Source organism: Vibrio sp. CDRSL-10 TSBA (assembly GCA_039696685.1).
Classification (GTDB): Bacteria; Pseudomonadota; Gammaproteobacteria; order Enterobacterales; family Vibrionaceae; genus Vibrio.
The window spans coordinates 1,050,427-1,072,228 of record CP155566.1; the positions used below are offsets into that span (position 1 = coordinate 1,050,427).

18 protein-coding genes, 1 tRNA gene and 2 pseudogenes are annotated in these 21,802 nt (G+C 51.4%); 9 read left to right on the plus strand and 12 right to left on the minus strand.

The genetic code is table 11. The features are described from left to right. The first annotated feature begins 30 nt into the window (after nt 1-30). The 3 genes and pseudogenes from fadD to ABDK09_12365 all read left to right on the plus strand — a co-directional run bounded on the left by fadD (nt 31) and on the right by ABDK09_12365 (nt 5,052). Nucleotides 31-1,728 carry a long-chain-fatty-acid--CoA ligase FadD gene (gene fadD / locus ABDK09_12355; protein XAW90241.1) on the plus strand — a complete coding sequence of 566 codons (1,698 nt, stop codon included), beginning with the start codon at nt 31-33 and terminating at the stop codon, nt 1,726-1,728. A 122-nt stretch (nt 1,729-1,850) separates the two neighbouring features. Continuing rightward, nucleotides 1,851-2,967 (plus strand): annotated as a pseudogene (gene rnd / locus ABDK09_12360) (ribonuclease D). A gap of 237 nt (nt 2,968-3,204) precedes the next feature. Then, entirely contained in the window at nt 3,205-5,052 is a 1,848-nt protein-coding gene (locus ABDK09_12365) for a M3 family metallopeptidase (GenBank protein XAW90242.1), read from the plus strand. Nucleotides 5,053-5,101: 49 nt separating this feature from the next. Here ABDK09_12365 and minE read toward each other — a convergent pair whose 3' ends face one another. From minE to minC, 3 genes are read right to left on the minus strand one after another with little or no spacing between them, the layout of a single operon-like run. Further along, nucleotides 5,102-5,365, minus strand: coding sequence for a cell division topological specificity factor MinE (gene minE, locus ABDK09_12370; protein ID XAW90243.1), 264 nt, complete (start codon nt 5,363-5,365; stop codon nt 5,102-5,104). 6 nt (nt 5,366-5,371) lie between these two features. After that, nucleotides 5,372-6,184, minus strand: a complete 813-nt coding sequence (minD, locus tag ABDK09_12375; protein ID XAW90244.1) for a septum site-determining protein MinD — start codon at nt 6,182-6,184, stop codon at nt 5,372-5,374. A gap of 35 nt (nt 6,185-6,219) precedes the next feature. Then, entirely contained in the window at nt 6,220-6,882 is a 663-nt protein-coding gene (minC, locus tag ABDK09_12380) for a septum site-determining protein MinC (GenBank protein XAW90245.1), read from the minus strand. Nucleotides 6,883-7,073: 191 nt separating this feature from the next. Between minC and ABDK09_12385 the strand changes: the two genes are divergently transcribed. The 4 genes and pseudogenes from ABDK09_12385 (at nt 7,074) to ABDK09_12400 (ending at nt 10,913) form a co-directional block, all read left to right on the plus strand. Next, the gene (locus tag ABDK09_12385; GenBank protein XAW90246.1) at nt 7,074-7,352 is read left to right on the plus strand and encodes a YcgL domain-containing protein; all 279 of its coding nucleotides are present in this window, start codon (nt 7,074-7,076) and stop codon (nt 7,350-7,352) included. A gap of 24 nt (nt 7,353-7,376) precedes the next feature. Continuing rightward, nucleotides 7,377-8,349: pseudogene (locus ABDK09_12390) on the plus strand (lytic murein transglycosylase). Between the two features lie 96 nt (nt 8,350-8,445). Beyond that, the gene (locus ABDK09_12395) at nt 8,446-9,384 is read left to right on the plus strand and encodes a LysR family transcriptional regulator (GenBank protein XAW90247.1); all 939 of its coding nucleotides are present in this window, start codon (nt 8,446-8,448) and stop codon (nt 9,382-9,384) included. Between the two features lie 323 nt (nt 9,385-9,707). Further along, complete coding sequence (locus ABDK09_12400; GenBank protein XAW90248.1) at nt 9,708-10,913, plus strand: NupC/NupG family nucleoside CNT transporter; 1,206 nt, start codon at nt 9,708-9,710, stop codon at nt 10,911-10,913. Nucleotides 10,914-11,027: 114 nt separating this feature from the next. On the opposite strand, the gene folD is transcribed toward ABDK09_12400, so the two are convergent. Then, the gene (gene folD / locus ABDK09_12405) at nt 11,028-11,885 is read right to left on the minus strand and encodes a bifunctional methylenetetrahydrofolate dehydrogenase/methenyltetrahydrofolate cyclohydrolase FolD (GenBank protein ID XAW90249.1); all 858 of its coding nucleotides are present in this window, start codon (nt 11,883-11,885) and stop codon (nt 11,028-11,030) included. A gap of 202 nt (nt 11,886-12,087) precedes the next feature. Between folD and ABDK09_12410 the strand changes: the two genes are divergently transcribed. Next, nucleotides 12,088-12,164 (plus strand) — tRNA-Arg (locus tag ABDK09_12410). Nucleotides 12,165-12,326: 162 nt separating this feature from the next. On the opposite strand, the gene ABDK09_12415 is transcribed toward ABDK09_12410, so the two are convergent. From ABDK09_12415 to ABDK09_12450, 8 genes are all read right to left on the minus strand, one after another. After that, on the minus strand, nt 12,327-13,844 hold the full coding sequence (locus tag ABDK09_12415) for a hypothetical protein (GenBank protein ID XAW90250.1): 1,518 nt from the start codon (nt 13,842-13,844) through the stop codon (nt 12,327-12,329). Nucleotides 13,845-14,039: 195 nt separating this feature from the next. After that, nucleotides 14,040-15,026, minus strand: a complete 987-nt coding sequence (locus tag ABDK09_12420) for a LacI family DNA-binding transcriptional regulator (GenBank protein XAW90735.1) — start codon at nt 15,024-15,026, stop codon at nt 14,040-14,042. Between the two features lie 136 nt (nt 15,027-15,162). Further along, complete coding sequence (locus tag ABDK09_12425) at nt 15,163-16,602, minus strand: 6-phospho-beta-glucosidase (protein ID XAW90251.1); 1,440 nt, start codon at nt 16,600-16,602, stop codon at nt 15,163-15,165. An 11-nt stretch (nt 16,603-16,613) separates the two neighbouring features. Then, nucleotides 16,614-17,222, minus strand: a complete 609-nt coding sequence (locus tag ABDK09_12430) for a PTS glucose transporter subunit IIA (protein XAW90252.1) — start codon at nt 17,220-17,222, stop codon at nt 16,614-16,616. Beyond that, complete coding sequence (locus ABDK09_12435; GenBank protein ID XAW90253.1) at nt 17,143-18,498, minus strand: PTS transporter subunit EIIC; 1,356 nt, start codon at nt 18,496-18,498, stop codon at nt 17,143-17,145. The genes ABDK09_12430 and ABDK09_12435 overlap by 80 nt, the downstream gene beginning before the upstream one ends. A 292-nt stretch (nt 18,499-18,790) precedes the next feature. Continuing rightward, a complete protein-coding gene (locus tag ABDK09_12440; GenBank protein ID XAW90254.1) occupies nt 18,791-19,423 on the minus strand; it encodes a recombinase family protein in 633 nt (210 codons plus the stop codon). A gap of 239 nt (nt 19,424-19,662) precedes the next feature. Beyond that, on the minus strand, nt 19,663-20,283 hold the full coding sequence (locus ABDK09_12445) for a LysE family translocator (GenBank protein XAW90255.1): 621 nt from the start codon (nt 20,281-20,283) through the stop codon (nt 19,663-19,665). A 151-nt stretch (nt 20,284-20,434) separates the two neighbouring features. Beyond that, entirely contained in the window at nt 20,435-20,860 is a 426-nt protein-coding gene (locus ABDK09_12450; protein XAW90256.1) for a thioesterase family protein, read from the minus strand. A gap of 179 nt (nt 20,861-21,039) precedes the next feature. Between ABDK09_12450 and ABDK09_12455 the strand changes: the two genes are divergently transcribed. Continuing rightward, nucleotides 21,040-21,795, plus strand: coding sequence for a ferredoxin--NADP reductase (locus tag ABDK09_12455; protein ID XAW90736.1), 756 nt, complete (start codon nt 21,040-21,042; stop codon nt 21,793-21,795). Nucleotides 21,796-21,802 lie beyond the last annotated feature (7 nt).

The window sequence follows — 21,802 nt, forward strand, 5'->3', positions numbered from 1 at the left end:
TAATGCCAGCCTATGACGAGGAGTTTTACCGTGGATAAACCTTGGCTCTCACGTTATCCAAGTGATGTACCGGAAAGCATAAATCCGGACCAATATCTGTCATTGGTCGAAATGTTCGAGCAATCTGCCCGTCAGTATGCCGATCAGCCTGCGTTCATTAACATGGGGTCAGTGATGACCTACCGTAAACTGGAGGAGCGAAGCCGGGCGTTTGCGGCTTACCTGCAGAACGAACTCAAGTTGAAAAAGGGCGACCGCGTCGCACTGATGATGCCTAACCTGCTGCAGTATCCGGTTGCGCTGTTCGGCATTCTGCGAGCGGGTATGATTGCCGTGAACGTTAACCCGCTGTATACCCCTCGCGAGCTGGAGCATCAGCTCAACGATGCAGATGTGCGCGCGATCGTGATTGTTTCCAACTTTGCCAATACGCTGGAGCAGATTGTCGCCAATACCGCCGTCAAGCATGTGGTGCTGACCAGCCTGGGTCAGATGCTGCCGCGTGCCAAAGGCACGGTGGTGGATTTTGTCGTTAAGTACATCAAAGGCATGGTGCCGAAGTACAATCTGCCCGGTGCGATCTCGATGCGCAAAGCGCTGCACAAAGGGCGTCGCCTGCAATACGTCAAACCCTTTATGTCCGGTGAAGACATTGCTTTTCTGCAATACACCGGCGGCACCACGGGTGTGGCCAAAGGGGCAATTCTGACCCACCGCAACATGGTCGCAAACGTGCTGCAGGCAAAAGGAGCCTATGGCCCGGTACTGCGTGAAGGGCGTGAGCTGGTGGTGACAGCACTGCCGCTTTATCACGTGTTTGCCCTGACGGTGAACTGCCTGCTGTTTATTGAAATGGGCGCGCAGAATCTGCTGATCACCAACCCGCGTGATATTCCCGGCTTTATTAAAGAGCTGCAAAAGCATCCGTTTACCGCGATTACCGGGGTGAACACCCTGTTCAATGCGCTAGTCAATAATGAAGATTTCCGTGAACTTGATTTCAGCAATATGACCCTGTCGGTCGGCGGTGGTATGGCGGTGCAGCGCGCGGTAGCCGAGAAGTGGAAAAAGATCACCGGTATCCATTTGCTGGAAGGTTATGGTCTGACCGAGTGTTCGCCTCTGGTGACCGGCAACCCGCATGATTTGGTGGATTACTCCGGTGCGATTGGTCTGCCGGTGCCTTCGACTGAAGCGCGTATCGTCGATGAAGAGGGCAATGTGCTGGCGTTTGATCAGACCGGTGAACTTCAGGTGCGTGGCCCGCAGGTGATGCAGGGTTACTGGCAGCGCCCGGAAGCGACCAAAGAAGTGATCGATCAGGACGGCTGGCTGTCGACCGGTGATATCGTGCGCTTCGATGAGCAGGGTATGATTTATATTGTCGATCGCAAGAAGGACATGATTTTGGTGTCCGGTTTTAACGTCTATCCGAATGAGATTGAAGATGTGGTGGCGCTTAACAGCAAGGTGCTGGAAGTGGCGGCGATCGGCCAGTCGCACGAAGTGTCCGGTGAAGTGGTCAAGGTTTACGTAGTGAAAAGCGATGCCAGCCTGACCAAAGACGAAGTGATTGCTCACTGCCGCAAGCATCTGACCGGCTACAAGGTGCCCAAATTGGTCGAGTTTCGCGACGAACTGCCGAAAAGTAACGTGGGCAAAATCCTGCGCCGGGTACTGCGGGAAGAGAATGAAGCACAGCATGCGGAGCAGAGAAAAAGCGCGTAACGCCTGTACCATCATTTAATGTTTACTGCTATTTAGTGCTACAATGCCGACTTTATTTGTCGGCATTTTTATTCCCATGGAGTCAGGGCGATTTCAGCAGGGAGCCTTAAAGCGAGCCATTTGTGAATTATCAGATAATCAATCAACTCAATGATCTTCAACGTGTCTGCAGCCTGGCACGTGACGCAGACGTGGTGATGCTGGACACTGAATTTGTCCGCACCCGTACTTTTTACCCGCAGCTGGGCCTGATTCAGTTGTTCGATGGCGAGAAACCTGTCGCTGATTGACCCGCAGGCGCTGGACGAGATGTCTCCGTTTGTTGAACTGCTGCAGGATACCTCGGTACTGAAAGTACTGCATGCCTGTGGTGAAGACATTGAAGTGTTCAAAAACAGCTTCGGCTGTGTGCCGTTTCCTATGGTTGATACCCAAATCATGGCCGCGTTTCTGGGCTATGGTCTGTCGACCGGCTTTGCGGCACTGGCGCAGGATCTGCTGGGCGTTGAACTGGATAAAAGCGAATCGCGTACTGACTGGCTGGCCCGCCCGCTGTCGCAAAAGCAGCTGGAATACGCAGCAGCAGATGTGTTTTATCTGCTGCCGATGTATGAGCAGTTGCTGGATCGAGTGACGAAAGCAGGCTGGTGGGAAGCGGCGCAGCAGGAGTCTGAACTGCTGTCGGATAAGCGTGTTCGCGTCAGCGATCCGGAGCGTGCCTACCTGGATATCAAGGGTGCCTGGCAACTTAAACCGCGTGAACTGGCGGTACTCAAGCCTCTGGCGACCTGGCGTTATAATGAAGCGGTTAAACGCGATTTGGCGCTCAACTTTGTGATTCGTGAAAATGATTTGCTGACCATCGCCCGTCTTGCGCTACGCAGTCCGAAACGGATGGAAGAAGAGGGCATTGACCCACATGTGATTCGTCGTCACAGCAGTAAAATCATCACGCTGGTCAAAGCTGCACAGCAGACGCCACCGGATCAGTATCCGGCTAAAATCGTGCCGCTGATGGATTGTCCGGGCTATAAGCAGCTGTTCAAAAAGCTTAAAGATGAAGTGAAAAATGTGTCACAAACATCAGGTCTGGCGGCTGAGTTCCTGGCTTCCAAAAAGCAGATCAACCAGCTTTTGAACTGGGTTTGGTTTGAAGATAAAGATCCGGGCAAACTGCCTGATCTGATGCAAAGCTGGCGACAGCCGTTGCTGGGTGACAAATTACTGGCTCTGGTTTAATACCGGTCAGCCGCTCACGCTCCATTGTTTATGAAAAACCGGCCCTGGGCCGGTTTTTTCTTTTTGATTGAGCGAGAATGATGTGAGAGCACAGGTTATTGTCATCGCGGGTTATGCCTGCCGGATCGCAAAGCACTGACCCCACTGTGCTATGATATGGATTCGATTGATTATTCTTTATTGCGCGGTGCTGGCGTATAGGCCGGGGCACGGCGGTTAAGGTTGAAAAGGAATCCAATGACAGCGACTCAATATCTCAACGATCTCAATCATCGTTATCTGCAACTTCATCGGGTCAAAGAAGACTTTTTCTGGGATACCTACATGGGGATCAGTGATGATCATGACGGATCGACTCAGGCACAAACCGCCTGGACCCAGTTTCTCAGTGCTGGTGAGCAGATAACCACCATCCGGGCACAGATTGATGCGGCGCACAACATTGCCGACCCTGAACTGAAACAGCAGACTCTGACCGGCCTCAAGGGCTGGCTGGCGATGTTTGAATCTCATGCGCTGGAGTCCCAATCGGCTCAGCAGTTTAAAGCCAGGTTGATTCAGTTTGAGTCTGATCTGTTTGAGAAAAAGCAGCAGCATCCTCTCTATTACCGTAATGAACAGGGCGAGCAGGTTGAAGCTTCGATCGTGACGCTGTCGTCAACCATTCGTACTAATGATAACGAAGCGGTGCGTGCAAGTGCTCATCAGGCGCTGCTTGGTCTGGAGCAGTGGTTGCTGGAGAATGGCTTCATTGAGTTGGTGAAGCTGCGCAATGAATTTGCCCGCAGTCTGGGTTACGCCACCTTTTTTGATTACTCGGTGGCGAAGAAAGAAAAAATGACTACTGAGCAGCTGTTTACTATCCTGGATGATTTTGAGCAGCGTACCCGTGACAGCCATTTGCGCAGCCTGAATAACCTGGCAGATGAGAAAGGCGAACAGTCGCTGAGCGGGCATAATTTCATCTTCTCTTTTGCCGGCGATGTGATGCGTGAGCTGGACCCTTACGTGCCGTTTTCCCGTTCCCTGCGTCGCTGGGTGGAGTCGTTTGGCCGCTTGAATATTGATTATTCCGGCGCAGAGCTGACTCTGGATCTGCTCGATCGCAAAGGCAAATATCCCAACGGCTTTTGCCACGGGCCGATTCCGTCGTTTTATGACCAGGGCAACTGGGTGGCGGCAAAAGTGAATTTCACCAGTAACGCTAAGCCGGATCAGGTTGGCAGCGGCTACGATGGTATTAACACTTTGTTCCATGAAGGTGGTCACGCGGCTCACTTTGCCAACGTCAAAATGAACGCGCCGTGTTTTTCTCAGGAGTTTGCGCCAACCTCTATGGCCTATGCGGAAACCCAGTCAATGTTCTGCGACAGTCTGCTCACGGATGCCGACTGGCTGAAAACCTACGCCCTTAACGCTAAGGGTGAAGCGGTGCCGGATGAAGTGATTAAAAGCATGGTCTTCAGTCGCCAGCCGTTTAAAGCTTATGAGGAGCGCAGTATTCTGCTGGTGCCGTACTTTGAACGTGCGCTGTATGAGCTCAGCGATGCGGAACTGACGCCGGAGCGCATCACTGCACTGGCGCGTGAAACGGAGCAGCGTATTGTCGGTTTAGGGTGCAGCCCGCGTCCGCTGCTGGCAATTCCGCATCTGTTGTCCGATGAATCGGCATGTGCCTATCACGGTTATCTGCTGGCGCACATGGCGGTCTATCAGACCCGCGCCTACTTCCTCGAAACACTGGGTTACCTGACTGATAATCCGCGTATTGGTCCGTTGCTGGCTGAGCATTACTGGCAGTGCGGTAATAGTCGGTCGCATAATGACACGATTAAGAGCCTGACCGGGGAAGGGTTTAATGCCAAGTACCTGGCGGATGTGTGTAATTTATCATCTGAGCAGGCCTGGCAGGTGCAGCAGGACAAGATCGCCGCTCTGGCGGCACGTGAGCGGGCAGAGGTGGCATCGCTTAATGCAACCATTAAGGTTGTGAACGGCGCGCAAGAGATTGCGTCAAATGAGCAGTCTGATGAACAGTTGTGCCAGCAGTTTGAGCAGTATATTGCCGAGCATTACCACTGCTGAGCCGGATAGCAGAAAAACAAGAGCCGACCTCAGGTCGGCTCTTTGTCACTTACTTCTCGTCATCCGGTAGCTTAACGTTCAGTTCCAGCACTGCCAGATCGTCGCCCTTGTGTTCAAACGACAGCTCGACCATGTTCGGGTCAATCGCTACGTATTTGGCAATCACCTGCAGAATGTCTTCTTTCAACTGCGGCAGATAATTCGGAGCCGGATCATTCTGGCTGCGGCGCTCGGCCACAATGATCTGCAGACGCTCTTTGGCAAGGTTGGCTGAGGTTTTCTTCTGTGGTCGAAAAAACTCAAGTAATGACATAACGGTTTAGCCCCCAAAAAGTCGTTTAAAGATGCCTTTCTTCGGCTCGGTCAGGAAACGGAATTCCACTTGCTCACCCAGAAGACGTGACACTGTGTCCTGGTAAGCCTGGCCAGCATCTGACTGATCGTCAAAAATGACCGGAATACCCTTGTTAGACGCATTCAGTACCGCCTGGCTCTCAGGAATGACACCGACCAGAGGCACATGCAGAATTTCTTCCACATCCTGCACCGACAGCATTTCACCCTGGGTGACACGCAGCGGGCTGTAGCGGGTCAGCAGCAGATGCTGTTTCACTGGCTCAAGGCCCTGTTCAGCACGCAGTGATTTAGAATCCAGAATACCCAGGATACGGTCAGAGTCGCGTACCGATGAGACTTCCGGGTTGGTGGTCACAATCGCTTCATCGGCGTAATACAGTGCCATCAAAGCACCTTGCTCAATACCGGCCGGTGAGTCACACACGATGAAGTCAAAATCCATCTCTTTCAGTTCGTTAAGAATGCGCTGTACGCCTTCTTTACTCAGTGCATCTTTATCGCGGGTTTGGGAAGCCGGTAAAATGAACAGATTCTCGTTGCGCTTATCTTTAATCAGCGCCTGATTCAGCGTGGCTTCTCCGTTGATCACATTAACAAAGTCGTAGACCACACGGCGCTCACAACCCATGATCAAATCCAGATTACGCAGACCGATATCAAAATCGATTACCGCGGTTTTTTTACCTTGCAGCGCTAAACCTGACGCGATAGCTGCGCTGGAGGTGGTCTTACCAACCCCACCTTTTCCTGACGTAACGACAATGATGCGTGCCATTTGAGTTTTTCCTTCCGAATTTTTTACGAATTTTTTTAAATGGTGAGTACTTCAAAATGCAGTGAGTCATCAGTCATGCTGAGCATCACTTTTTTCTGCCAGAACTCACTTTCAATTTTATCGCTCAGCCAGTAATTACCCGCGATAGATACCAGCTCAGCTTGTAAATCATGACAGATAATTTTAGCTTCTTTCTGGCCACTGGCACCGGCAATTGCCCGGCCACGCAGTGTGCCATGAATATGAATAGACCCGTCGGCAATGACTTCCGCACCCGGACTGACGTGATTAAGGATCACCAGGTCACCATCTTTAGCATAGACCTGTTGACCGGATCGGATCGGCGTACGGACTATTTTTGTCGGTGCCATTTTTGCCGGCGCTTTATTCGGGTTATTGCTGGTGGTCATCACTGCAAACCCGGCCTCTGATGCCTGCAACTGGCAACGCTTGTCTTTACACCCGGTCACACCGACCGGGATCAGGCCGGCTTCACTCATGCCCTGTTTCAGGGCCGGAAAGTCGAGATCCTGTTCGACTTTGGCAATATTGAGCACCACAGGTGCATTGGCAAAAAACGCAGGCGCCTGTGACACCTTCTGTTTCAGAAAATCGACCGCACTGGCGATGTGATTATCAGAAAGGTGTAAAACCGATAAAGTAAAACTGCTACCTTTCAGGTCATGGGTATTCGACATTGTAACGTTGACCTCAATAAACTCGTGGCTGCATGACAAAGAGCGTTGCCTGAGACTAGGTGACTCATGTTATATTCAGCGCATTGACGCAGCAAGCAGTCTTGCGGTCAAATGAGTGATTTGGGCACAATTTTGGTAAAAGTTGACCATTTATAAACAAAAACCGCCATTAAGTTAATAAAAGGCTTGTCATGCTTTGTTCTATCTACAAAAGTTCTAAGAAAGAAGGTACTTACCTTTACATTCCGAAACGCGATGACTTTTCACAGGTTCCTGACACTCTGATGCAGATGTTCGGTAAACCTGTGTTTGTTATGCTGGTGAATCTGGAAAAACGCCAGCTCGCTCTGGTTAATGTGGATAAGGTCAAAGCCTCGCTTGAAGAACAAGGCTTCTTCTTGCAATTGCCGCCACCGCCAGAGAACCTGTTAGAACAACACAAACAACGAAAAGCTCAAGCCAAACACTGAGCAGGATGACTCGGGGAGGGCATCTTGAAAAAATTACTGTCAGTTATTCTGGGATTCACCCTTGCAACACCCGTTTCTGGCCAACGAGGTCAGCTTTGAACAGTATGTCGAAGGTCTTAAACAGCAGGCGCGTCAGGAAGGTATTTCAGAACAGATACTGACTGAGGCGTTTGACGGCGTCGAGTACAAACCACGCGCCGTGGTTGCTGACCGTAATCAGCCGGAGAAAAAACTGACTCTGGATGAATACATTCCGCGTGCGGTACCAGACTGGAAAGTCAAACAGGCGCAGGAATTGTACGATGAGCATTATGATGAGCTGCAGCGTATCGGTAAGCAATATGGTGTGCAGCCGCGCTTTATCGTTGCTTTGTGGGGCGTTGAGAGTAATTTCGGCCGTCATATGGGCAACTACAGCGTGATTGATGCCTTGTCGACCATGGCTTACGAAGGACGTCGTGAGGAGTTTTTCCGTAAAGAGGCGATGGCTGCCCTACAAATCCTCGAACAGGGCCATATTAGCGCAGATAAAATGAAAGGCTCCTGGGCGGGCGCGATGGGGCAATGCCAGTTTATGCCAAGCTCGTTCCTCTCTTTTGCCGCTGACGGCGACGGCGACGGTAAGAAAGACATTTGGGGCACCAAAGCCGATGTGTTTGCTTCTACCGCCAACTATCTGAGCAGTTCAGGCTGGGATGACAAATTTACCTGGGGCCGCCAGGTGAAGATCCCGCACGGTTTTGATCATGACCTGCAAGGGCGTGAAGCCGACAAAGGTAAGTTCCTGCAGGAATGGAGCAAACTGGGCGTGACCCGTTACGACGGCAAGCCATTGCCAAAACTCGATAACGACATCAAAGCCTGGCTGATCATGCCGGACGATGAAAGCGGCCGTATTTATCTGGTTTATAATAACTACAACGTGTTGATGAAATGGAACCGTTCGTACTACTTTGCGCTTGCGGTCAGCCATCTCGCCGACCGGATTAAGTTTTAGTTTCATCTTAAGGGCTCAGCAGAGCCCTTATTTATTTAAAAAGGTTGTTATGTCTTTGCGATTCTTCGCGGCTAATCAGCTGCCTGAGGTGTCATAGTGTTAGCCGAACGTGCCAGCCAGATGGTGATGTTTGCCGCACTGATTAAACATCAGAGCTTTACCGCTGCCGCGCGCAGCCTCGGGGTATCGGTGTCGCATGTCAGTAAGCAGTTGGCTCAGCTTGAGGCTTCGGTTGGGATGAAACTGGTGCAGCGCACCACGCGCAGTTTTACTGTCACGGAAGCCGGGCAGGCGTTTTATCGGCACAGCGAGCAGCTGGTGGCGCTGGTCAGTGATGCCCAGAGCGAGATCGATAGTCAGCGTGAGGAAGTTTCCGGCCTGCTGCGCCTTGGTTTGTCCCAGTCATTTGGCAGCTTACATATACTGCCGGCATTGCAAGAGCTGACAGAGCTGTATCCGAGCCTGAAGGTGGAAGTGCATCTGTTTGATGGCAAGATCGATATGCTCAGTGAAGGGCTGGATTTGTGGATTACCAGTAATGAGCATTTACCGGAGGGATACGTTGCCCGCCGTCTGGCCGATTGTCAGTTTGTGGTGGCCGCTTCTCCGGAATACTTGCTGCATCACGATACCCCGCAGACGCCTTATGACTTACAGACCCACAACTGCCTGATTTACCGTAGCTGGGAACGTGACTACACCAGCTGGGCCTTTCGACAGGACGAGCAACAGCTCAATATTAAGGTGGCCGGCAACTACTCGGTTGATTTGGCCGAAGCGGTACGCGAAGCGGCGGTCGCCGGTTGGGGCATTGCTTATCTGGCGACCTATCTGATTCGCGATGAGTTCCGTAATGGCCAGCTGATTCAGCTGCTGCCGGACTGGCGGGCGTGTCAGAATATGCCGTTCTATGCAGTCTACCCCAGCCGCAAGCATTTGCCGAAAAAGACCTCAGCGGTCATCAGTTTCCTTAAGCAGCGTATTGGTGAGCCCTGTTATTGGGATGCCCGGCTTGCGCCTTATGTGCGCCTCTGAGAGTAATGCTTTAGTTCAGTTAATCTAAGTTAAGTTGCGGTGACGGCAGAGTAACCCGATGGGCGGTTCGATCTGCGCTGCATTGTTCCCCGTCCAAATGGTTTCTCATCCGCAAAACTATTTCTCTCCTTCAAAACATTTTTTCCGCATAGAAAAAGAATCCGCAGGCAAACGTTTAAGCCATTGCAGATCAATGGCTTAATTTTATTAATGTCTAACAAAACTCTGTGCCTACAGCTGATTAACAAACATCGGTTGCGCACACGTTTTCCTGGTATAGAATCCGGCGCCTTTCCTGTTTCCCTTTTGTGATTGGATGGCGTATGTCTTCTCTTATTGGTGTTGGCGCAATTCTGGTGATTGCGTGGTTACTTTCTACTGACAGAAAAAATATTCGGCTGCGTACCGTGGGCCTGGCCTTTGCGCTGCAGGTTCTGTTCGCGCTGCTGGTACTGTACGTACCGGCAGGTAAAGAGGCCCTGAATACAGTAACGCAGAGTGTATCGAACCTGATCAACTATGGTCAGGAAGGTATCAACTTTATGTTTGGTGGGATTGCGACCGGCAGTGTCGGTTTTGTTTTTGCCATCAACGTGTTGGGTATCATTATTTTCTTCTCGGCGCTGATTTCCGGCTTGTACCACATTGGCCTGATGCCGCGTATCATCAACCTGATCGGTGGTGGTATTCAGAAACTGCTGGGCACTGGCCGCGCGGAATCTTTGTCTGCCACAGCCAACATTTTCGTCGGTATGGTTGAAGCGCCTCTGGTGGTTAAACCTTACCTGAAACAGATGAGCGATTCGCAGTTCTTTGCGGTGATGACCTGTGGTCTGGCTTCTGTTGCGGGGGGCACTCTGGTCGGCTACGCGTCCCTGGGTGTGGATCTTGGCTACCTGATTGCGGCTGCGTTTATGTCAGCGCCAGCTGGTCTGCTGATGGCGAAACTGCTGGTTCCGGAGCAGGAGCCGTTGCAGGCTCAGGCACAAGATCTTAAACCTGAAATGCCGCAAGCGACCAACGTGGTGGAAGCGGTCGCAGATGGTGCGATGTCTGGTCTGCGCATTGCGGTTGCCGTTGGTGCAACTCTGCTGGCGTTTGTCAGTGTTATTGCGATGCTGAATGGCCTTTTAGGCTGGGTAGGCGATCTGTTCGGCATGCAGCTGAGCTTTGAGCTGCTGCTTGGCTACCTGTTTGCGCCTCTGGCATGGTTAATTGGCGTGCCATGGAACGAAGCCATGGTGGCTGGTTCGCTGATCGGTAACAAGATTGTGGTGAACGAGTTTGTGGCCTTTATCCAGCTGATGGATGTGAAGAGTCAGCTGAGCGTGCACTCTCAGGCCATCGTGACCTTTGCTCTGTGTGGTTTTGCCAACATCTCCAGTATGGCGATCCTGATTGGCGGCCTGGGTAGTCTTATTCCTGAACGCCGTCCTTTTATCGCGCAATACGGTTTCCGCGCGATTGCAGCCGGTGTACTGGCTAACCTGATGAGTGCGGCAATTGCTGGTGTGATTTTGTCACTGTAAGCCGCCTCTGACCTTTATCCGGATAAAAAGAAACCCCAGCATGCCTGGGGTTCTTTTTTGTCTGTTGTCATCGCCGCAGCGGCGACTCAGACACTAGCGGTTAGCACAGGACACCTATTTGGTGTGGTACTGCTCACACGCCAGCATGGTGTTTTCAATCAGGCTGGCAACCGTCATCGGACCAACACCGCCCGGTACCGGAGTGATGAAGCTGGCTTTGCTGCGCGCAACATCATATTCCACATCACCAACCAGTTTACCGGTATCAAGACGGTTGATACCGACATCGATCACCACGGCACCTTCTTTGATCCAGGCGCCCGGAATAAAGTTAGGTTTACCCACTGCGACAACCAGAACGTCAGCCTGACGTACGTGGTGCTCCAGATCTTTAGTGAAGCGGTGACAAGTTGTGGTGGTACAACCTGCCAGCAGCAGTTCCAGTGTCATTGGACGGCCAACGATATTCGACGCACCGACTACAACAGCGTGTTTGCCGCGCAGCGGGATATTGTAACGGTCCAGCAGGGTAATGATCCCTTTTGGCGTACAAGAGCGAATTTTTGGAATGCGTTGCGCTAAACGGCCCACGTTGTACGGATGGAAACCATCAACGTCTTTCTCAGGAATAATACGCTCCAGCACATGTGTGCTGTCAATTCCGGCTGGTAGTGGCAGCTGAACCAGAATACCGTCGATTTCAGGATCTTCGTTCAGTTGGTCAACCAGGGCTAGCAGCTCGGCTTCAGTGGCTGAGGCCGGTAAGTCATACGACTTAGATACAAAGCCAACTTCTTCACACGCGCGGCGTTTGCTGCCGACATACACTTGAGAAGCAGGGTCTTCACCCACTAACACAACAGCCAGTCCGGGAGCGCGTAGCCCTGCCTGAGTGCGGGCCTTAACACGGGCCGCAACTTCGGAGCGGACTGTTTGAGAAATGAGTGTCCCATCAATATTTTGAGCGGTCATGACTTTCCTTTACACATTCGTAGCGAAAATTTTCGCGCGCATTGTCGCAGAAATTTGAGATAACATCCATAAGCAAACGTTTGCTTTGTTGTGTTTTTCAACGCTTACCCACTAAGTGACAAATTTTTAGTCATTTGAAACAGAATGTTAGTGAAAGCCGTTGATTTACACATTTGAACTCGTATAATCCTTTCCCTGTAGCGCGCCCTTAGCTCAGCTGGATAGAGCACGTCCCTTCTAAGGATGTGGTCGTAGGTTCGAATCCTACAGGGCGTGCCATTTATTTAAAAAGGCCCCGGCAGTTTCTGTCGGGGCCTTTTGCATTCTAGCGCATCGATTGACTTTGTGATGTTAGCGATTGAGTTTGACACTGGTGTGGCAAATATAAGTGCAATCTGAACCGCAATAAAAAAACAGCGCCCGCAGGCGCTGTCAGCTGAATCAGTACACGGCCTTCAACCAGGTATGTGGTAGGTATTTCAGTGTGTCCTGGTATTCTTCCTGTTGCTGCACCGAGCTGAGGAGTGGTAGACGGTCGGCAAAGTCAACTTCGTTAAAGGTGCTGTCGGTCAGCGGGTATGCGTTCAGGTGGCCGAAAGTGAAGGCTTCTTGTAGCTCGCTTTCGTCGCTTTGTAGCAGGGAGATTTCATAGGTTGAAGCCGTGGCGCCTGACCACAGGTTATCAATGGTGTCGTTAAAGGTCATCACCGGTACGGTCGCCTTGTAGGCCGAGTAGATCACCTGGGTGGCGCTTACATCACTCGAAGAGACAGTGACCAGCAGACGCTGAAGGGTATCACTACGTTCGCTGCTGTCATCGTTGGTCACCAGGCAAGTACCGAGCTCAGCTGAGCTGCATGAATCGATCGACAAGCTTTGTGCTGCTGGCAGATCTACTGAGCTGATAGAGCTGGATGAATCCTGGCCCACCGATGGAGTTTCCATTAACTCAGTGTGCTCAAACGTCCAGTTACCGTTCGTACCAGCCATATTGATGAAGTAGTTGTCGTCATTGATGTCGGCACTGTAGCTATAATCACCGTTGCCGTCAGACAGGGGTTGCCACAGCAGGGCGCCGGTGCCTTGTTGATAGATAAACATATTGGCAGCAGTCAGGCTGTCGACGCTCGGTTCGGTCCAGCTTAAATCGTTGTAGGTCACGTCATCTAGCACGATCGGATTGTTGAAGTCGTAGCTGTCAGCGGCAGATAAGCTTAGTATTTTATATGCCTGTAAGCGGCCGATGGTATCGCTGTTATTGCCGTAGCGTACGGCCATGACTTTTTTACCGTTCAGCGTGGTAAAGGTAATCCCACCGGTATTGGTGCCCAGCTCTGCATAGTCGCTGGTTAGGTCTGATAAGTCTTGATTGTAGGTATTGAAACCGTAGTAGTACTGTGATGTGGTTGATTCGTTAGTAATGTACGAGGTCACCTCTTTACTGGTGGTGGTATTCGACTTAACGCAGCTGCTGCCTGCACTGGTGGTACGACGCACAGCCAAATCGAAGCTGCTTGGCAGTAGATCTTTTGCGAACGTGGTCACCTGATAGGAGTCTTGGTTATCTGAGAATTTACGGATAAAGCTGACATAACCGTCGGAAGGGACGGATGACTGACGGAAGCGGTAGCTGGTACCACTTGCCCCCCAATCGGATGAGGTTGCTGTACTTACAATCGAACCATCAGCGTTATGAATTACCACGCTGACACTGTATTCATCTGAATCTGAGGTTGCCGCATAGCCGACCACTTTCTTGGTTGGCTCATTGGCGTCGTCATAGCCGAAGATTTGACAGCTGGAGGTGGTGTCGTAATCCATGGCGTAAAGTTTAATAAAATCGACTTTGAAGTAACTCACAGATGAGGATGAGGAAGAACCACCACCGCCACCGCCGCCACATCCGGTGAGTAAGGTGGCAGCCAGTAAGTTTGCTGTTATGGTTAGCTTGGAATTCATCAGAGGTCTCTCAATACAAATAATGTTCAGATGAAAGCAAAAATCGTACCTGAAAAATATTTCAGTCAAATCAATTTAATATTATGTTTTTTCGCTTTTGAGGTCTGATGGTGGCAGAGCTTTTCCGCCCGGGGAAGTCATTGATGTCTGCAGTGGCAAAACTCTTCCACTGCGGCTGATATTTTTAATCGGCGCTTAGCGTGCGGCAATTGAAGCGCGGATATTGAGCTCGCCGGTCAGGTTCAGTGCTTCGGCGGCCTTATGTTCACCCAACGCGAGCAGGATACCCTTTTGAATCATCTGCTCCAGCGGGACGCTGACGGACGTCAGGCTCGGTGTGACAAATTCGCCCATCTTGATATTATCAAAACCGGCAATTGAGACATCTTTTGGAATGGTGTAACCCAGCTCGGTCAGCGCTTTCATCGCGCCCAGCGCCATGTCATCGTTGCCGCACAGGACGGCGCTGAAATCCGTGTGGCGGCTGGCGAGTTCCTGCGCAGCCAGAAAGCCGCTTTCTGGTGTCCAGTCGCCCTGTACGATTAACTCCGGTTCGAGAGTCAGCCCCCGCTGAGCTAGTTGATCGCAGTAGGCCTGATAACGGATTTCACCCGTCACAGAGCCGTCAGTGCCGCGGATAAATGCGATGCGACGATGCCCTTGCTGAAGAATATGTTCCATCATCATCACCGCACTGTGATAGTGATCGGTGGTGACGCTGTAAGGCTCCAAGTGGCGGTTGAGCACGGTAATCGGAGTCGTGGTGGACTCGATGATTGCCGTGAGTTCACTGTCGGTGAGGTATTTCGGATAGACCACAATCCCGGCGCATTTCATATCGAGCAGAAAATTAATCGCGTTGCGTTCATCTTCGGCGCTGTGCTTGCCATCGGCCAGCACCAGCTGGTGGCCATGTTGTTCGCTGAAAGCTGCGGCATGATAGACCAAAGAGGAGAAATACGGGCCGTTATACAGCGCGTTGGTCATGACAAAACCGATAAAGTGGGTCTTTTGCGTGGCGAGTTGTCTGGCCAGCAGGTTAGGGCGGTAACCTGTCTCTTCTATTGCTCTAAATACCGCCTGAGTGACTTCGGGACGCACGATGTTTTTGCCGTTCAGCACACGTGATACGGTCGATTTCGATACGCCAGCTCGTCTGGCTACGTCCAGCATGGTCACCATAGTGTTTTCCATTCATTATCAGTGCAACACCAGCCAGAACCGTCGCGGGGGGCTGACTGTTCTGGCGGTGCTGATTGCATATTGCGGTTAAGGCTTGTGTCCCCAAGCGAAATGGCTTGGCGTCAGGCCAGCAATATTAGAGAGTCTCCCCATTGGAAGCAATCACCTCTTTGTACCAGTGGAATGACTTCTTCTTCATTCGCTCCAGCGTACCACTGCCGTCGTTGTGCTTATCCACGTAGATAAAGCCGTAGCGCTTTTTCATTTCGCCGGTGGTAAAGGAGACCAGGTCAATACAGCCCCAAGGGGTGTAACCCATCAGATCGACGCCATCAATGGTGACCGCTTTTTTCATTTCTCGGATGTGCTCGCGTAGATAATCGATACGGTAGTCATCGTTGATTTCGCCGTTTTCATCGATGGTGTCCACGGCGCCAAAGCCGTTTTCGACAATGAACAGCGGCACTTCATAGCGTTCATACAGCGAAGCGAGAGAGAAGCGCAGGCCAACCGGGTCAATTTGCCAGCCCCAGTCACTCGCTTTCACATACGGGTTTTTCACCGAGAATTCGCTGCTGCCGTCCATGCTCTCACCGTTTGAGTTACGCACGGTGGAATCAACTGTGTTTGACATGTAGTAACTGAAACCCATGTAATCGGCTTTGCCTTCTTTGAGTATGGCTTCATCGCCCTCCTCAATGGCAATCTGATAGCCTTTCAGTGCCCAGTCGCGTTTGGCGTAAGACGGGTAATGGCCTTTAACCATGACGTCCGAGAAGAAATAACGGTCACGCATCGCGACTTCGGCCAGCATTACATCGTCCGGTTTCGAAGAGAACGGGTAGAAAGGCACCATAGCGCACATACAGCCGACCTGCAGATTCGGGTTGAGCGCGTGGGCCTGTTTGACTACCATGGCACTGGCGACAAACTGGTGGTGTACCGCCTGATACATAGCTTCTTCCGGGCGCTCGTATTCAGAGAATTTAACCCCGGAGCACATCCAGCCGAAGATATCCGCTGAGGTGTTCTTCTGGTTATTAATCTCGTTAAAGGTCATCCAGTATTTGACCTTGTGCTGGTAGCGCTCAATCACGGTCATGGAATACTTGACGAAGAAATCGATCACCTTGCGGCTCATCCAGCCTTTGTGTTCTTTGGCCAGGTGATACGGCATTTCGAAATGGCTCAGGGTCACGACCGGTTCGATACCATATTTAAGCAGCTCGTCAAACAGGTCGTCGTAGAATTTCAGGCCAGCTTCACATGGCTCAGCCTCGTCACCATTCGGGAAAATACGCGTCCAGGCGATGCTGGTGCGAAAGCACTTAAAGCCCATTTCGGCAAACAGGGCAATGTCTTGCGGGTAACGGTTATAAAAATCAATTGCGACCTGGTTAGGGTACTGCTCACCCGGTTGTACGCCATCGGTAATACGACGCTGTACGCCATGGGCACCGGCAGTCAGTACATCGACTACGCTGACGCCTTTACCATCCTGATCCCAGCCACCTTCCAGCTGGTGTGCCGCGACCGCGCCGCCCCAGAGAAAATCGTTTGGAAATGTGTTGTTCATAACTACTCCTGTTAAGACATTTGAATCATAGGTTGACCGGTAGTGATCTGGCCGTCATCAGCGAGAAACTGCAGTGAAAACTCGTCACTGTTGAGAATAATGAACGGCGTAGTGAGATCGTAACCGGCTTGTTCAATCGGTTGTTTGTCGAATTCAATCAGGGCATCACCGGCCCGTACTTTCTGGCCGACACTAACCAGAGTTTTAAAGTATTGTCCTTTGAGATTGACGGTATCGAGGCCAACATGGATCAGCAGCTCGGCACCATTGCTACAGGTCAGGCCGACGGCGTGCTGGCTTTCGATAACTGAAGAGACTTCTGCGTCACAGGGTGCGGTGATCAATCCTTCACTGGGCACGATGGCAATGCCATCACCAAGCAGTTTCTGCGCAAAGCTTTCATCATTAACTGAGCTCAGGGCAATGCGGGCACCGTTGGCCGGGCTGAGCAGGGTCAGAGCTTTGGCTACCGGTTGCGCAGCAGGTTGGGGCTCGCTGGTTTGTGCTTTTGGTTTCGGGTCTGATTCAGACTGAGGATCTTCAAAGCCAATCATGTACACCAGTGTGGTGGTGACGACAATTGCAGTCGCAACACCCGCCAGCAGGCCGATAAAGGACATCGGGTTCTCCGGACTGATGGCGTTGACAATCGTCAGCAGGCCAGGCAGACCCGCATAAGCGTAGTAGTAGCTGCCAAACAGGCTGGTGACGACAGCGCCAATCGCACCACCGATACAACCGCACATAAACGGTTTTTTCAGACGTAGCGTGACACCGTACAGCGCTGGCTCGGTAATCCCGAAGATCCCGGTAATACCTGCTGAGAAACGAGGTGGTTTTGAACAGTTTATTGCGTGACTTAAAGCCGACGGCAAATGCAGCGGCCATCTGGGCAATCACGGCGATTGACTGGAAGGCCTGGAATGAGTCGCGGCCATAGGTATCGAAGTTGGAAATGACGACGGGTGTAATACCCCAGTGCACACCAAACACCACGATCATCTGCCAGACACCACCCACCAGAGCAGCAGCCAGTGGCGGGAAGGTATCAAATAGCCAGTTATAACTCGCTGCAATACCGCTCGCGGCAGCGCTGGTCACCGGACCAATCAGGATCAGAGTCAGAGGGACCATCACCAGCATACAGACCAGCGGCGTGAACAGTTCGCTGACCACGGCCGGAATGACACGTTTGGCAAAGCGTTCCACGTAAGACATGCCCCACACCATGAAAATCGGCGGTAACACGGAAGCGGTGTATACGGTTTTAGCCAAAGGGATCGACAAGAAGGTGATGAGCTCGCCGTTGGCTATTTGGGCGGCGATCTCACCCCATGAAGGGTTGATCAGCGCACAGCTGCACAGCACCGCAATAAAAGGGTTACAGCGAAAATGTTTGGCGGCCGTCATGGCGATGAACACAGGAAGGAACACAAACGGTGTCCAGGACATAAAGTTCAGTACTGCGAAAGTACCGCTCTCACTGACGCCCGGTGCAAAATGGCGGGTAACGATCAGCGCGCCCTGCAGGATACCGGCTGCGGCGAGGACAAAAATGATTGGGGCAAAGATGGCGGACATCGATGCGATAACGGCATCGAAAATACGTACCTTGTTGCCACTGTTTTGCAGCAGGCTCTGGTCAACCAGGCCTGACAAGCTTTCGTACACATCGGCAACGTGGGTGCCAATAACGACCTGAAACTGACCGCCACTGATCACGACAGTGATGACACCGGGCAGGGATTTAATCTGGTCGGCAGCAGAATCGGGAACCTCTTTTAAAACCAGGCGCAGGCGCGTGGCACAACGGGTAAAACTAATGATGTTCTCTTGTCCGCCGACGTGGGACAAGATGTCCTTTGCCAGCTGGGCATAGTCTCGGATGGTAGCCATGAGTTATCACCTTATTGTTTAACGTTTATAGGTTGTTTCTGTTGTATTTATTTTTTGAAACCGGTTGCAGAGTATATCTTGAAACCGGTTGCAGCAACCGGTTTCAAACTGAAATGTGTGCCTGTTATCAAATTGCTATTGTTCTGCGAGCTTGATCGCTTTTTCGTCAATTCAGAATGAGGAGAGGAGGAGTGAAGCGTGAACGGTGTGATTAAAGTGCTGAAATTATTTGGTTTTAATTTGGGGTGACTTTCAGCGGATTACTGATTGTTTGAAGTCACCCCAAAAAGCGTTAATGGTTGGCGGGTTTCTTGGTCCGGTAGCGCAGTGAGTCGGATTCATCAAAATGGCGGATTTTACTCTTGACCCGCTTGACGGTCGACAAACTGCACTGACAGCTTTGTGCGACTTCGTCGAGCGTCTTGCCCTCCAGTAACAAGGCGGCTATCTGCTGGTGCTTTTGTGTGTCCGCCGGACGACCGCGGAATTTTTCCTGCCAGGCTTTAGGATCGTCGCGTAGCACTTGCCGGCTCAACTCTGCCGCTTGCAGTCTGTGGCGGGTATCAGCTAATGCGTAACCTTGCAGCATTGCCAATACGGTTGTAGCGCTTTCACTGTCAGGCTGGATGACCAGTGCAGGCTGGTGGGTTTGCAGTGTGACTCGCTTTTCTAACAGCTGGGCAATCACTTGCTGACATAACTGGAAGTCACGGCTGATGCTCGACAGCCAGTTGACGATCAATACATCGCCGGGCTGAAGCGCCGCCAGCAGAGCGGCGAAATCGGGTCGTTCCAACGGAGCCATCCGGCCGCGGGCTGAATCTTCGATATGAATCGCTGCGGGAAACGCAGCCTGCAACGCTTGCTTATTACGCTGAAAATCCGGATTACGCGGAGAAAAGCGTGAATAGGTATATTGGGTCATCACGGCACTTGGGTCTATTTGATGTTATAGCTCATAAATATACCGTTTCGCCACCTGATGTAAACCGACGCGTCATCAAGCCATGTTTTCTTAAACCATGTTTGCTTAAATGATGGCTGCTAAAACCATGTTTACTAAAACCATCCCTGCTTAACTTAGGTTTGGTCTGCTTACTATGCGGCAAAAAAACCAACGGCCTGGGCCGCTGGTTTAAAGAGGATTGGTGGGATGAGGGGGGCTCAGCTGACGAAAAGCCAGATCCCCACACCCATCATCAGTGAGCCGGCGATTCGATTCATCAGGCGTACATTCTGGGATTTACTCAGCGCACGTTTCAGCCCTTTTCCTCCGGTAGCGTACAGCGTCATACAGATAAATTCGGATACCATGATGATAGAGACCAGAAATATCAGCTGCGGCGCCAGGCTGGCGGACTGATCGATAAAGGGAGGCAGCAGCGAGATCATAAATGCCCAGCCTTTTGGGTTAGCGATTGCGGTGACAAATCCCTGCACCACCAGGCCCCATTGACTGCCTTGGTATACGGCTCCGGTTTCGGCGCTGAGGGCCAGCTTGCCTTTGGATAGCCACATCTGAATGCCAAGGTAGAACAGATAAGCAGCGCCTACCGTTTTAAAGGCCACAAACAGCCATGGATAGTTAAGCATGATGGCGGCAATACCGACCACAGCGGAGACAGCGACCACCGCCACACCGACCAGCTCACCAATCATCATCCACAGGGTGCGTTTGTATCCAATACTCATTCCCAGAGTCAGTGCTAACGTCATGCACATTCCCGGAGTAATGGAAACAAAGAAAAAGGTCGGAATAAACATGCCGAGCAGGGCGGTATTCATAGCAAAGCCTAAAAGATGTTATTGAAAGGCCAACAATAATCCGTGCTACTCGGTTAAGCAATATACCAAATGCGTTGCCGGCCGTTTTTTTTAACCTTATCGCTCTGCGTTATCGTTTTTAACTCGGGCTCTGCACCGGCGCGGCGATATCTTAGCTTTGCAGGTGACGAATGGCGCTGACGATGCTGTCCGGCAATTGTGCTTTGCTGCCGTGGTTAAAATCAAACATCACCACCGTTGCTGTGCCTGTGGTGGTCACTTTACCGAGTTTCTTACTGACAATCTGATATTCCATGCTAAAGCGGTCGGATTGGACATCGCAGACTCTGGATCCAACCAGCAGGGTGTCCGGATAGGTTACCGGGAGCTTGTAACGGCTATGGGTTTCGCTCAGCACAGGACCGATGTTGTCCCGGGCGAGTTCATCCATCAGGTTGATATGGTGGAAATAATCGATACGTGCGGTTTCGAAATAACGGAAATAGACCACATTATTGACGTGTTGCAGCGCATCCATCTCTCCCCAGGCGACCGGGATCTCAGTGACAACCGGGAAGTCATTCATCAGCTCGTTCATGCCTTGGTTCCTTAATAGCAAATAGTAGTAATTAGACTAATTATTCTAAGCTTTATCGGATATGGTTGTCGGTGAGGGTGTTAGCAAAATGTTAACCTTAATATGTAAACTTAAAACTTTACATATTAAGGTGTCAGGCGTAACGTGAAGATCCACTCACTGGCGAGGAGGAAACGATGATGAGTTCACATAGCGGATATCATCGCGCACAGGTTGTAGAACGTGTTGACTGGAGCGCAGAATTGTTTTCATTGCGCGTCTCTCATACGCCGCTGGACTTTGTCGCGGGTCAGTTTACCAAGCTGGGCCTGGAAACCGATGATGGTGAGTTAATTAGCCGTGCTTATTCACTGGTTAACGCCCCGGATACGCAAAACGGGCATGAATTTCTGATTACGACTGTGCCACACGGGAAACTCTCTCCCTCACTGCACGGACTGGTTGCGGGTGATAGCATCTGGGTCGGAGACAGTGCGCACGGCGATTTGACCCGGGCTTCTGTCCCGGAGCAGACCCAGGATTTGTGGTTGTTGGCCACGGGAACCGGGATCGGGCCTTTTCTTTCTTTGTTGATGGGGCGGCAACTCGCGCCGCGCAGAATCATACTGGTACATGGGGTGCGATTTGCCCGGGATTTGGCGTATCAGGCTTTGATTCACAAGCTATTAAACGATTATCAGGGCCGGCTTAGTTATCATCCGGTTGTCAGTCGCGAGCCGATGGAAAACATGCTGCAAGGGCGAATTCCTGCTCTGATTGACAGTGCTGCGCTTCAAGATGCAGCCGGAGTCAGGTTGTCACCACAGCACAGCTTTGCCATGTTATGCGGCAATCCGGATATGATTAAAGACACGATTAAATCACTGCAAAACCAGGGTCTGGAACGCTATCGTCACGCCACGGGCGGCAATATCATTCATGAACGCTACTGGTAGAAAGCGA